General features: G+C 45.6%; 11 protein-coding genes. 7 read left to right on the top strand and 4 right to left on the bottom strand.

Annotated elements, in window-relative coordinates; translation table 11 throughout:
* Window positions 1–8: 8 nt before the first annotated feature.
* The 4 genes from aceE to ampD all read right to left on the bottom strand — a co-directional run bounded on the left by aceE (window position 9) and on the right by ampD (window position 5,349).
* Window positions 9–2,675 (bottom strand): pyruvate dehydrogenase (acetyl-transferring), homodimeric type, encoded by a 2,667-nt coding sequence (aceE, locus tag N5E87_RS02260; protein ID WP_279774980.1) that lies wholly within the window; start codon window positions 2,673–2,675, stop codon window positions 9–11.
* Between the two features lie 80 nt (window positions 2,676–2,755).
* Window positions 2,756–3,508: a pyruvate dehydrogenase complex transcriptional repressor PdhR gene (pdhR, locus tag N5E87_RS02255; RefSeq protein WP_011070781.1), complete on the bottom strand. Its 753-nt coding sequence runs from the start codon at window positions 3,506–3,508 to the stop codon at window positions 2,756–2,758.
* Between the two features lie 369 nt (window positions 3,509–3,877).
* A complete protein-coding gene (gene ampE / locus N5E87_RS02250) occupies window positions 3,878–4,729 on the bottom strand; it encodes a beta-lactamase regulator AmpE (RefSeq protein WP_011627384.1) in 852 nt (283 codons plus the stop codon).
* A gap of 80 nt (window positions 4,730–4,809) precedes the next feature.
* Window positions 4,810–5,349: a 1,6-anhydro-N-acetylmuramyl-L-alanine amidase AmpD gene (ampD, locus tag N5E87_RS02245; RefSeq protein WP_279774979.1), complete on the bottom strand. Its 540-nt coding sequence runs from the start codon at window positions 5,347–5,349 to the stop codon at window positions 4,810–4,812.
* 250 nt (window positions 5,350–5,599) lie between these two features.
* On the opposite strand from ampD, the gene nadC reads away from it, so the two are divergent.
* The 7 genes from nadC to zapD all read left to right on the top strand — a co-directional run bounded on the left by nadC (window position 5,600) and on the right by zapD (window position 13,785).
* The gene (gene nadC, locus N5E87_RS02240) at window positions 5,600–6,481 is read left to right on the top strand and encodes a carboxylating nicotinate-nucleotide diphosphorylase (RefSeq protein ID WP_088211949.1); all 882 of its coding nucleotides are present in this window, start codon (window positions 5,600–5,602) and stop codon (window positions 6,479–6,481) included.
* A gap of 1,269 nt (window positions 6,482–7,750) precedes the next feature.
* Complete coding sequence (locus tag N5E87_RS02235) at window positions 7,751–8,188, top strand: prepilin-type N-terminal cleavage/methylation domain-containing protein (protein WP_126512320.1); 438 nt, start codon at window positions 7,751–7,753, stop codon at window positions 8,186–8,188.
* 69 nt (window positions 8,189–8,257) lie between these two features.
* Window positions 8,258–9,967, top strand: a complete 1,710-nt coding sequence (gene pilB / locus N5E87_RS02230; protein WP_126512319.1) for a type IV-A pilus assembly ATPase PilB — start codon at window positions 8,258–8,260, stop codon at window positions 9,965–9,967.
* Window positions 9,968–10,096: 129 nt separating this feature from the next.
* The gene (locus N5E87_RS02225) at window positions 10,097–11,362 is read left to right on the top strand and encodes a type II secretion system F family protein (RefSeq protein ID WP_279774978.1); all 1,266 of its coding nucleotides are present in this window, start codon (window positions 10,097–10,099) and stop codon (window positions 11,360–11,362) included.
* 55 nt (window positions 11,363–11,417) lie between these two features.
* Complete coding sequence (locus N5E87_RS02220) at window positions 11,418–12,344, top strand: A24 family peptidase (RefSeq protein ID WP_279774977.1); 927 nt, start codon at window positions 11,418–11,420, stop codon at window positions 12,342–12,344.
* 96 nt (window positions 12,345–12,440) lie between these two features.
* Window positions 12,441–13,058, top strand: a complete 618-nt coding sequence (gene coaE, locus N5E87_RS02215; protein ID WP_279774976.1) for a dephospho-CoA kinase — start codon at window positions 12,441–12,443, stop codon at window positions 13,056–13,058.
* Window positions 13,051–13,785, top strand: a complete 735-nt coding sequence (gene zapD, locus N5E87_RS02210; protein WP_086903878.1) for a cell division protein ZapD — start codon at window positions 13,051–13,053, stop codon at window positions 13,783–13,785. The genes coaE and zapD overlap by 8 nt, the downstream gene beginning before the upstream one ends.
* The last annotated feature ends 94 nt before the right edge of the window (window positions 13,786–13,879 follow it).

Here is a 13,879-nt window from a genome sequence, read left to right as displayed (position 1 = left end):
ATTGCCTCTTACGCGTACTGTGGATTGATCTTGTCAGCGTCGATGCCGTATTCCTTGATGGCATTCGCTAACACATCAACAGGCAGCTCTTTACGATCAACCAGTGACTTCAGTGCCGCGATAACGATGAACTTAGCGTCCACTTCGAAGTGGTGACGCAGGTTGTCACGGCTGTCTGAACGACCGAAACCGTCAGTACCTAACACTTTGTAATCGGTTGGCATGTAAGCACGTAACTGCTCGCCGTAGATCTTCATGTAGTCAGTCGCTGCGATTGCAGGCGCATCACTGGAGATCACTTGGCTGATATACGCTTGTTTTGGCGTTTCAGTTGGGTGCAGCATGTTCCAACGCTCAACCGCTTGACCATCGCGAGTCAGTTCGTTGAAGCTGGTTACGCTGAATACGTCGGCAGTGATACCGAAGTCTTTTGCCAGTGCTTGAGCCGCTTTGCGGGTTTGCTCAAGAATGGTGCCACAGCTCATTAATTGAACTTTGCCTTTACCCGAGCCGGCAACGGTTTCTAACTTGTAGATACCTTTAACGATGCCAACTTCTGCACCTTCTGGCATGGCTGGCTGCTCGTAGTTTTCGTTCATTGTGGTCAGGTAGTAGAAGATATCTTCTTGATTCTCGCCGTACATACGACGAATACCATCTTGTACCACAACGGCAATTTCATAACCGTAAGTTGGATCGTAGGTAATACAGTTAGGAATGGTGTTAGCCAGTACGTGGCTGTGACCGTCCTGATGCTGCAGACCTTCACCGTTTAAGGTTGTACGGCCAGACGTACCACCGACTAAGAAGCCGCGTGCACGCATATCACCTGCTGCCCAAGCCATGTCGCCAATACGTTGGAAACCGAACATTGAGTAGTAGATGTAGAATGGGATCATTGGCACATCGTTCACTGAGTAGCTAGTTGCAGCCGATACCCAAGATGACATAGCACCTAATTCGTTAATACCTTCCTGCAGTACTTGGCCTGACTTATCTTCACGGTAGTAAGCCACTTGGTCAGAGTCTTGCGGAACGTATTTTTGGCCTTCGTGAGCATAAATACCCACTTGACGGAACAGACCTTCCATACCGAAGGTACGCGCTTCGTCAGGAATAATTGGCACGATGTTTTTGCCAATCTTCTTGTCTTTTAACAGCGCAGTCAGTACGCGAACAAACGCCATGGTCGATGAAATTTCACGGCCATTTGAGCCTGCTAAGATCGAATCGAAAATCTTCAGTGATGGCACTTCCAGCTCTTCGCTGAACTTCTCACGACGTTGCGGCACGCTGCCATGCAGCTCGGCACGACGGCTCATCATGTACTTCACTTCTTCCGAATCTGGACCTGGGTGGTAGAACGGCAGATCTTCTAATTGATCGTCTGGAATTGGGATATTGAAACGATCGCGGAAGTAACGGATAGACTCGATACCCATTTTCTTCACGTTGTGTGCGATGTTCTTACCTTCACCCGCATCACCTAGGCCGTAACCTTTAACGGTTTTCGCTAAGATAACCGTTGGGCGACCTTTAGTCTTACGCGCATGGTCTAATGCCGCGTACACTTTAACTGGGTCATGACCACCACGGTTTAAGCGCCAAATGTCATCATCTGACATGTTCGCTACCATTTCGGCAGTTTCTGGGTATTTGCCGAAGAAGTGTTCGCGAGTATAAGCGCCACCTTTGGCTTTACAGTTTTGGTATTCACCGTCAACGGTTTCTTCCATTAACTGCAGTAACTTACCGCTGGTATCGCGGGCCAATAATGGATCCCAATAACGACCCCAAATCACTTTCACCACTTCCCAGCCTGCGCCGCGGAATTCGCCTTCCAGCTCTTGGATGATCTTACCGTTACCGCGTACTGGGCCGTCCAGACGTTGCAGGTTACAGTTGATGATGAAGACTAAGTTGTCTAATTCTTCACGGGCAGCTAAACCGATAGCACCTAAGGCTTCTGGCTCGTCACACTCACCGTCACCTAAGAAGCAGTAAACGGTTTGGTCAGAACAATCTTTCAGACCACGGTCAGTCAGGTATTTTAAGAAGCGAGCTTGGTAAATCGCTTGGATTGGACCCAGACCCATAGAAACCGTTGGGAATTGCCAGTAGTCAGGCATCAACTTAGGGTGCGGATAAGAAGATAAACCTTTGCCATCCACTTCTTGACGGAAGTTAGCCAGTTGGTCTTCAGTTAAACGACCTTCTAAGAATGAACGGGCGTAGATACCTGGGGCGATATGGCCTTGGAAATACACTAAGTCGCCGCCGTCTTTCTCGTTTGGCGCGCGGAAGAAGTGGTTGAAGCACACGTCATAAATGGTTGCGCTCGACGCGAAACTCGAAATATGGCCGCCTAACTCTAAATCTTTCTTAGAACCACGCAGAACCATAGCTAAGGCGTTCCAACGGATGATGGCGCGAATGCGACGTTCCATCTCTTGGTTGCCAGGCATGTGCGGCTCTTGACCCGCCGGAATGGTGTTCAAATAGGCCGTGGTCGCAGTGTAAGGCAAGTGCGTGCCATTGCGACGGGCTTTATCGATCAGTTTCTCTAATAAGAAATGGGCGCGTTCAGGGCCTTCCTGTTCTAATACAGCTTGCAGGGCGTCAACCCATTCCTGAGTCTCTAACGGATCTAAGTCTTGTAGCATATCTTCAGACATGACACTGTCCTTCTCTATATACATGATGATGAATGGTGTTTGCGGCATATTCCGCTTTAGCGAGTGCTAAAGTCGGGAACTTAAGCGCCACTCTTTAAACGGCGCAAACTTCGCTGCAACCGGCTATCTTCTTCCCGCACAGATAACATCACCTCTTCGATGTAACTTAAGTGTTCATTCGAGGCTTCTCTGGCGGCTTCAGGATCACGACGAACGATAGCAGCGAGCAGAGCACGTCTGTGATCGTTGGCCATAGTGGAGGCTTCTTCGCGGCGGCTTAAAAGCTCCAAGTTTTGCGCCACATTCTTATGCAGCACAGGGGTTAAACTGAGTACGAGATGCAACATAGCCACATTGTGTGACGCTTCGGCGACGGCGCGATAGAAACGCACAATGGCAGCGGCTTGTTGTTCGATATTGGTGGCGGCTTCCACCTCAAGGATCATACGCTTGATATTCTGCATATCGGCGTCTGTGCCACGCAATGCGGCAAAATAGGCCATCATGCCTTCGGTCGCATGACGGAATTCCAGCAAGTCGTATTGGCTTTCTGGATCGGCAGTCATTAATTCAACGATAGGATCGGCAAGGCTCTGCCAGAGTTGTTCTTTGACATAAGTACCGCCGCCTTGACGGCGCATTAATAGCCCTTTCGCCTCAAGCTTTTGAATGGCTTCACGCAGTGAAGGGCGAGACACTTCAAACTGGATGGCCAGTTCGCGCTCCGGCGGTAATTTCTGACCCGGCTGTAAACTGCCTTCGAGGATCATCTGCTCGAGTTGCGCCATGATCACATCAGAAATTTTTGGCTGATTAATTTTACTATAGGCCATTAGGCGCTCAGCTCCGTTGTAAATTGGTCTTACCAATTTTTATGAGTGAGCGCACTTTATCAAATCACACTTTTGATGTCTAGATTGAAAATCGACCTTAAAAGGTGATCCCATTCAAAACCGCTCACGATGTGAGAGCATAGCCTAAAAATGTCACTATGGGGTCAGACCATTTGACATAAGTAAATGAATGCCAAATAAGCCTCTGAGTAAACGGCATTTTCACCGAAAATCATTCCAAAATACAGTGGCTAAATAGCATTCTGTGACGTAGCAGAAATCTCGGTTACAGTGCACTAAAAACAAAAAAGGAATTGGCGAATCACCTTCACCCATTCCTTCTTTAAAATGTCATGTGGCGACTACGGCTTAAGTCACTAGGCCAAAAATGGTCAACAGCGACAGCACAGCAACCATCAGCGTAAAGTTGCGTTTACTTAAGACTAATAATGCCAAGGTCGATTGTACACAAACTGGTGCACTCGACTCCTCTGGCAGCGGCTGAGAAGCTAACGCCGTTTCTGTCACGACCCTTCTGGCACTCGCATTGATGTTTAAGGCATGGTCACGCCAAGCCGAGAGCCCTTCACTAAACTGACCGCTGAGCGCATAGCCAAAGGAAAATACCCGGCTCGGGATCCAATCTAGGACAAACATAATATCTTCGATAAGCGGTAGATTAAGGGATTTACGCACATTCTCTTCGGCATAAAAACGCGCGGTGCAATATAAGACAGCGCCAACTGGGCCTAGGAAGATAAAACATAATGCCACTGCGCCGTAATAACGATAGTTAATCCAGGCAACACTCTGCCCGACCTTGGCGCCTAAGTCTTTTTCAGACACCGCATCTAAACACTCACTGCAATCTAATTCGGCCGCATAGTGGTAACAGGCTTGCACGTCGGAGCGACACGCCGCCTGCATATACTTTTTAAAGCTATCGCGCTGTTTTTGATGATTAAAGCAAATAATTGCCACCACCACCCACAGGGCAAGGGTTAACAGCCCCCAAAACATGCCAGAGGCAACCCAACCCAAAACATGCACTACCAAGGCGGGCAAAACTAAGGCGAGCAACATACTGGTATTGGTTAACGAGGCTTTGTCACCAAAGAAAGTGGATTGATAGGATTGCAGTACGCGATCGCATTGCCACGAAGCGGGAAGGAACTTCAATCGTTCCACAAGAATGGCGACCAGTAATGAAAATAATGCCATCGGTAATACTCCTTGTAAAAAAGCCGGAAAAGCTCAGGGTGATGAGAAAATACCTCCCCTTCGCTTGCTCCTCTTTGCTGCTAGCCTAACGCGGTTAAATACCTTTCCCAGTCGAAGCTTGGTCCTGGATCCGTCTTACGCATCGGTGCAATATCACAATGCCCCACAATCCGCTGAACTGTTAATCCCGGATACTGCGCCAATAAGGCCCGAGTCAACTCTGTAAGCTGCTGATATTGGGCCGCAGTATAGGGCTCAGTATCTGTGCCTTCAAGCTCGATACCGATAGAGAAATCATTACAATTTTCCCTTTCGCTATAACGAGATACGCCAGCGTGCCAGGCTCTATCTTCACAACTGACATACTGCACACATTCACCATCACGGCGAATTAAAAAATGTGCTGACACTTGCAGCCCCGCTAAATCGGCGAAACTTTCATCGGCCTCAGTATCTAAACACCCTTGAAATAATTGATCAATATAGGGAAGTCCAAAGCATCCCGCTGGCAGGCTGATATTGTGGATCACCAACAGGCTAATTTCCCCAAATGGGCGACGGTTAAAATGCGGTGACTCACAGCGTCGAGCCGAGGAAAACCATCCGGCATCAAAGCGCATAAGCTCTTCCTATATTACAGGCATAATGCCACTACTCTAACAGTATTAAGTGACTGAATATATGCAATTCAATGACAAAGGTGAAATATCCCGCCACGCCCCAAACCATCATCAGTTAGCACGATAATCTCAATCGGCCCACTCCTTGTGACTTTTTATCACCCGCACTAGGTGGTAATCTTAGCCCTAAATGCAAGCAAGCAATTTCAAGCACGCCATCTTTGGCATGCAAGAATGCAAGGACCCAATCATGCTAGAGAACGATATTCGTCACGCCGTAAAAACTGCCCTCAATGAAGACCTTGGTGGAACCGAGATCAACGAGCACAGCAAAGCCATTGCCTACGGCGATATTACTGCCCAACTTATTCCTGCTGATAAATATGCCGAAGCGACCTTAATCACCCGCGAAGAAGGAGTTTTTTGCGGAAAAGCTTGGGCCGAACAAGTCTTCAATCAATTAGGTGGCGAAGTCGCACTGCACTGGCATGTTGATGATGGCGATCTCGTGCTACCAAACCAAGTGTTATGTGAACTATCAGGCCCAGCCCGCACTATCCTTACGGGCGAGCGCACTGCAATGAACTTTATTCAGACCTTGTCAGGAGTCGCGACACTGACAAAACATTATGTGGATAAGTTAGCGGGCACTCACACACGCTTACTCGATACTCGCAAAACCATCCCAGGACTACGCACGGCTCAAAAATACGCGGTCACTTGTGGCGGCGGTAAAAACCATAGAATCGGTTTGTTTGATGCCTTCTTAATTAAAGAAAATCACATTATGGCCTGCGGTGGTATTCGCCAAGCGGTAGATGCTGCGCGCAGCTTGCACCCGAATAAACCCGTAGAAGTTGAAGTTGAATCCCTAGAAGAGCTCGCATTAGCGCTCGATTCAGGCACAGATATCATCATGTTAGATAACTTTGACATCACTATGATGGTCGAAGCGGTTGAACTCAACAATCAATACAAGGCTAAAGGTAGTGGTGCAAAACTTGAAGTCTCGGGCAATGTCACCTTAGATACCTTGGCAGAATTTGCCAAAACTGGGGTTGACTATATCTCCGTCGGCGCACTCACAAAGCACGTTCGCGCCCTCGATCTCTCACTCAGACTCAAGTCTTAGTCTCATTGGGTCCAAGCTTGGGCTATCAGTAGCACTTTGATCCACTAGATATCCAACTTTAAGTAATCCAACCAAAAGCGGCTTAACACTAAGCCGCTTTTATCTACGAGTTTTATCAGCGTGTTCAGCTTTTCTTTACTGACTTTTATTTATTGATTTTGTTCAAAGCCATCTCGGCACTTATCGTGTTATTTTCTCAATATATAAAACGGCATATGGCTATAATATTTTCGTTTTACGCATTTTTTAAAACACAAAAACACCACCATTTTTTTGAGGTAAATAGCTCACTGAAGGTCACTAGCTAGCCGCTTTCGCTATTAATTCATAAATACTGGCTAAAATAGCTTCGATATTACGCCAAATTATAAACAATAAAGACAAAGTGTTAGCCTTACACTGTCCAAAACCAGACATTAGAGACAAAGCGAAAATACTTCAAGCACTTGATTTAAAATACCTTATCTAATATCCATTCCTTTTTTATCAATCAAATAGTACTAAAAAGTAATGCGTTTATCGCCAAACCTCATCTCACTCAATTATCACTAAAATCACGTCACAGTTTTGACACAAAGTTAAACAACGCCAACATTTGTATCACTGTCAATTTTTTGTTAGAACGCAATACGTTTTAATGTCAATTTTTTAGACAAAATAATCATTTTATTAGTGTTTTTCACCAAAAAGCAGTTCCCTTTTTTTTAACTTTGTACTAACTTTTACTGAAGTGGAAATAGCGGCATGCTAGACACACTAAAGACATGGAATTTTTGTATCTCACTCACTGTATGAAGGGATACAGAAGGACAGCAAAGGATTGGCGCAAGGGTTATGTGAGGTGCTTATTCATGACACATAGCTTCTTGCCAAAAGAGTTAAGTATAGCGAGTTAGGTATAGCGTCTGTTACGGGTGAGATGGTTTTAGGCAAATTCATCCCTCATACGCGAAACCTGTGCAATTTGGTGCGGCTTGAGGCCTCAATAGCACTGAGGCCACATTAAAGAGCACGTTGAAAGATGCAATATGTTTGACGATACATCAAACGATGACCTATACAAAATGGTATGTTGGTAAATTGTTACATTTTAAATCGATTTATCAGCCAACATAGTATAGGCTTAACGGTTGTAAGCAATGTCCACTGCGACTAAAGCTAAAAAGTAAAACAGATAAGTAAAAGTAATTGTAAAATAAACATTTTTACTTATCATCGGGTGACTACAAGTTAACTTGTTAATTAATACTGCGTAAGCTGGAGAAAGAAATGAAAGCAATGAATAAAAGTTTAAACAAGCAAGCTCAGGGTTTCACCCTGATCGAGTTAATGATTGTAGTTGCCATTATCGGTATTTTGGCTGCAATCGCACTGCCTGCATATAAAGACTATACAAAAAAAGCTCGTTTCTCTGAAGTGAATACTGCTGCCGACGGAATAAAAACAGCTGCTACTGTATGCTTCCATGATCAAGGAGGTACAACAAATTGTGGTACTTTAAACACAAATGGGATTCCAGCAGCTCCAGCTGCTACAGATAATCTAGCATCCCTAACTCTAGCCTCTACCGCAACAACTATTACTATTACTGCAACTGGGACTACTGCTGCCGGGGCGTATACAAATGTGTTAGTAGGCACAGACACTTCGGGTGTATTAACTTGGGCTCAAAGCGGTACATGCGATGCAGCAAACTACTGTAAATAGATAAAAAATTACGGTGGTTTGTTTATTATTACGAACCACCGTTAATTTATAACTAACAAAGACAGCATAATGCCAACCACAGGTCTTCATTTGGGTTTATCTACCCTGTTTATTCGTAAGGGTCTGTTAAATGAAGAGCAGATGGCGAATGCCATCACTAAATCCCGTCAAACTAAACAGACCCTAGTAACAACCTTAGTTCAAACTAAGTTGATCTCGGCGCGCTCTGTTGCCGAGCTTTGCTATGAGGAATATGGTACTCCACTACTCGATTTAGCTGAATTTGATATCAGTGCCATTCCAGAAGAATTTATTAATAAAAAGCTGATTGAAAAACATCGCTGTCTACCTCTCTTTAAACGCGGTAATCGCCTCTATATTGCCACCTCAGATCCTACCAATATTGCCGCCCTCGAAGAGTTTCAATTTAGTGCAGGACTGCATGCTGAAGCGATTTTGGTGGAAGAGGATAAGCTGGCTAAAGCCCTTGAAAAGGTATTAGAAGAAGATATCACCAGTCTCGATCTAGGCGGTATGGATGAAACCGCTTTAGCGGGTATTGAGATTACCGACACCGATAAGCGCCAAGAAGAAAATACTGGTGATGGCAGTGATGATGCACCAATCGTCATTTATATCAATAAGATATTAACTGATGCCATACGTAAGGGAGCATCAGATCTTCACTTTGAACCCTATGAAAAACGCTATCGCATTCGTTTTCGTATCGACGGTATTTTGCACGAAGTCTCCGAACCGCCCATTAGCCTAGCAGGGCGTTTATCGGCGCGCTTAAAAGTAATGTCGAAACTCGATATTGCCGAGCGCCGCGTCCCTCAAGACGGCCGGATTAAAATGAAGCTTTCCCGCACTAAGTCCATCGACTTCCGGGTAAGTACATTACCGACACTCTGGGGCGAAAAAATCGTAATGCGGATATTGGACTCCTCTTCCGCACAGCTTGGTATCGAAAAACTCGGTTACGAACCCGATCAAGAAAAGCTTTACCTTGAGATGCTAGCCAAACCCCAAGGCATGATCTTAGTCACAGGCCCTACAGGTTCGGGTAAAACGGTTTCGCTTTATACAGGATTAAATATCCTGAATACCGCCGAGCGCAATATCTCTACTGCCGAAGATCCCGTAGAAATTAACCTTGAGGGTGTAAACCAAGTTCATATTAATTTAAAAGCGGGCTTAACCTTTGCCTCAGCGCTACGCTCCTTTTTGCGCCAAGACCCCGATGTAGTGATGGTTGGGGAAATCCGTGACCTTGAAACCGCAGAAATTGCCATTAAAGCAGCTCAAACCGGTCACTTAGTGTTATCCACACTTCATACTAATTCGGCAGCCGAAACTTTAACCCGTTTAATCAACATGGGTGTACCTGGCTATAATATCGCCAGCTCGGTGAATCTTATTATTGCTCAGCGACTTGCAAGACGGCTTTGCACTGAATGCAAGCAACCCGAACAAATTCCTGAACATGAGTTACAACGTTTAGGCTTTACCGATGAGCAAATAACTCAAGGCTTTACCACCTATAAACCTGTAGGTTGTGAGCATTGTTCTGGCGGATATAAAGGACGGGTCGGTATTTACGAAGTAATGAAAATGTCCGATGAAATCGCCCGCACTATTATGGAAGGCGGTAATTCATTACAAATTGCCGAGCAAGCCAAAGCACAGGGGATGCGCGATCTGCGTCAATCTGGCCTACTCAAAGTGATCCAAGGGGTTACCAGTATTGCCGAAGTAAACCGAGTCACAAGTTTTTAAAACGCATAGTTATTTGGCTACACTACATAGCTCGCTTAAAGGTTTTATATAACCACTTTTTGTATCGCTATATATACTAATCTAGTGACAATAAACTTATAGCTAATTAATGCTTAATAGGGACCATCTATGGCGACGGCAACGACAGTAAAAAAGCCTCGTGCCAAAAAGAACGAGCAAAAAAGCCAACCTAAGATTTATACCTTTGAATGGAAGGGCTTAAACCGTGATGGCAAAAAAACCGGCGGCGAATTAAAAGGCACTAGTGTCGCCGAGGTAAAAAGCCAACTAAAACTCCAAGGGGTTAACCCTAAAGTTGTCCGCAAAAAAGCATCACCTCTTTTCGCTCGAAATCCCGATATCAAACCTATGGATATCGCCATGGTGACCCGCCAAATAGCAACCATGCTGGCAGCAGGCGTCCCCTTAGTCACCACCATAGAAATGCTCGGTCGCGGCCATGAGAAGCAAAAAATGCGCGAGCTGCTCGGTACTATATTGTCAGAAGTACAATCGGGGATTCCATTATCAGACTCACTACGTCCCCATAGACGCTATTTCGATGATCTCTATGTCGACTTAGTCGCAGCAGGTGAGCATTCAGGCTCTCTCGATGCAGTGTTCGATCGAATAGCAACCTATAGAGAAAAAGCCGAAGCCTTAAAATCTAAGATTAAAAAGGCGATGTTTTATCCTGCGGCCGTTGTAGTGGTGGCAATATTAGTGACAACACTATTATTACTATTCGTTGTCCCTCAATTCGAAGATATTTTTAAAAGCTTTGGCGCAGAACTGCCCGCTTTTACCCAATTAATTATTGGTATATCACGCTTTTTACAGAGTTCTTGGTATATTTTCCTTGCTGCCATAATTGTTGCCATTTGGTTATTTGTCCGTGCCCACCGCAACTCACAAATGTTTAGGGATCGTATAGACGAGCTTGTGCTTAAAATCCCTATTATTGGCGAAATCCTCCATAAAGCAGCGATGGCACGATTTTCCCGTACTTTAGCCACTACCTTTGCCGCAGGGGTGCCTTTAATTGACGGTATGGAGTCAGCTGCGGGAGCCTCTGGCAACGCGGTTTATCGTTCGGCACTATTAAAAGTACGTCAAGAAGTGATGGCGGGGATGCAGATGAACGTCGCCATGCGCACCACAGGACTTTTCCCCGATATGCTGATCCAAATGGTGATGATTGGTGAAGAATCAGGTTCACTCGATAATATGCTCAACAAAGTGGCCAATATTTATGAAATGCAGGTCGATGATGCCGTTGATGGCTTATCAAGCCTTATCGAGCCCATTATGATGGTAGTAATTGGCATTTTAGTCGGCGGTTTGATTGTCGGTATGTATCTGCCGATTTTCCAAATGGGTAACGTTGTGGGTTAAGCTTAACGCAGCGAACCCAACTAACTGATTTAATGAGTAAGAATAAGAACTGCTAATGTCAGACTTTATATCCCTTTTAAGCCACTCTCTAGCTCAGAGTCCTTGGCTATTTATTACATTAAGTTTTGTGTTTGCCGCCACTATTGGTAGCTTTTTAAATGTCGTCATTCATCGCCTTCCGGTGATGATGAAGCGCGAATGGCAACAGGAGTGCAATCAATATCTGCAGGAATATCATGCTGATGTCGTAAAGCAGATTGGCATAGAAAAGCTCAACAAGCCGATAGATACTTACCCTGAAAAATACAATCTAGTGGTGCCAGGTTCCGCCTGCCCTAAATGTAAAACCGCAATCAAGCCTTGGCATAATTTACCGATTGTGGGCTGGTTAATACTCAGAGGAAAATGCGCCGCTTGCGATGCACCAATATCCTCACGCTATCCGATTATTGAGTTAGTCACAGGATTATTGGTTGCAACAATTGCTTGGCATTTTGGTCCTAGCTGGCAGTTTGTGTTTGCTGCGGTATTAACCTTTGTATTGATTGCCTTAACGGGTATCGATCTCGATGAGATGCTGCTTCCCGACCAGATGACACTTCCACTCCTATGGCTTGGATTACTCATTAACCTCAACCATACCTTTACCACACCAACCGATGCCATTATAGGCGCTGCAGCAGGCTATTTGAGTCTCTGGTCGGTGTTTTGGCTGTTTAAGCTACTCACAGGTAAGGCAGGCATGGGTTATGGCGACTTTAAACTGCTCGCCGTATTTGGCGCATGGCTAGGTTGGCAAATGCTCCCCCTAGTCATTTTACTGTCGTCTTTAGTTGGTGCCCTTGTCGGCATCACGCTCATCCTGCTCAAACGTAACCAGCTAGCAAACCCAATCCCCTTTGGGCCTTATATTGCCGCCGCTGGTTGGATAGCGCTAATCTGGGGACAACCTATAGTCGATTGGTATCTAAGTACGTTGTAAAAACACGGGATGCACCTTTCTTTCTTCAGCGTTTGGCGTTCAAGCTCGGACGGAATTGTCTGTATCGAGTAGGTACCTTATGTATACGAGAATGTTATGTCCAAGTTTGTCATAGGTCTAACGGGTGGCATTGGTAGCGGTAAAACTACCGTGGCCAATTTATTTGCCGAAGAAGGTGTTGATTTAGTCGATGCCGATATAGTCGCTCGTGAAGTGGTCGCTAAAGGCTCAAAAGGACTCGAAGCAATTATCGCTCACTTCGGCACTGAAATAGTAACCGAGGCTGGGGAGCTTGACCGAGCCAAGCTGCGGCAACGGGTGTTTAGTGATGAACAAGCGCGCCAATGGTTGAATCAGTTGCTCCATCCTATGATCCGCCAAGAAATGTTATCACAAGTCGAAAATGCTACCTCAGACTATGTAATTATGGTTGTGCCCTTGCTATTTGAGAACGGGTTAGATAGGTTAGTCAATCGGACTTTAGTGGTGGATATTTCGCCGGAGTTGCAAGTAAGCCGTACCGTAAAACGGGACAATGTTGACGCCACTCAGGTAAATAACATCATTAATAGTCAATGTAGTCGCAGTGACAAACTCGCTAGAGCCGACGACATTATTGATAATCAGGGAGAGATATCAAAACTAAAACAGGAGGTGCAAGCATTGCACCAGCGCTATTTACAATTATCCGGTAATCACGACGCCCATGACTGACTTAGTTTACGAACAGCCTTTAAATGAGAAGATTCGCAGCTATTTGCGCCTCGAATATCTCAATAAACAGCTCAGTAATAACCTAAATCACGACCACCAACATAGATGTTTCTACCCTCTTTTCTCCCTGTGCGAATTATCGGAGCGTTGCGACTATCGCAATGAAGTCCTTAAAGATATCGAGCGCAATCTGCTGCAACTGAGCAAATGGCAAGAGCTCGACCATGTCGATAGCGAACAGATTGAGTTTTACATTCAAGCATTAATGCAAGCTAGGGAGCCACTACAGCGTCCCGAGCGCTGTGGAAGCCAGCTCAAACAAGACCGATTTTTATCGGCTCTGCGACAGCGTTTTGGCATGCCAGGCGCCTGCTGCAACTTCGACCTCCCCCAACTGCATTTTTGGCTCGCCAAACCCTGGGAAGAAAGACAGCAAGATTACCAAGCTTGGATCAGCCATTTTGATCCCCTTCTCACTCCCATCACGCTTTTGCTTCAACTTACCCGCAGTACCGCCCATTTCGATAACGCCACCGCCCATGCCGGTTTTTACCAAGGTGATAGTGCTCAAGCGCTCTCACTAGTACGAGTCAAAGTCGATGCCGCCCACGGCTGCTACCCCACCATCAGTGGTCATCGCAATCGCTACGCCATCCACTTTGTCCAATTCGACCAACAGCGCCACTCCGACCGCAGCATCGAATTCCTACTAGCGACCTGTGCCTGAAGCCTTTACACTAACGACCTCTAAGTTACTGCCGAGTTAAAGCCAATGTTGCCTACTAGGCATAATTGCGATACTCAGCGATTCCCTTGTTATT

The organism is Shewanella sp. GD03713 (assembly GCF_029843705.1).
Lineage (GTDB): Bacteria > Pseudomonadota > Gammaproteobacteria > Enterobacterales > Shewanellaceae > Shewanella.
The sequence above is the reverse complement of the archived record's forward strand: the minus strand, read 5'-3'. Positions and strand labels throughout refer to the sequence as shown.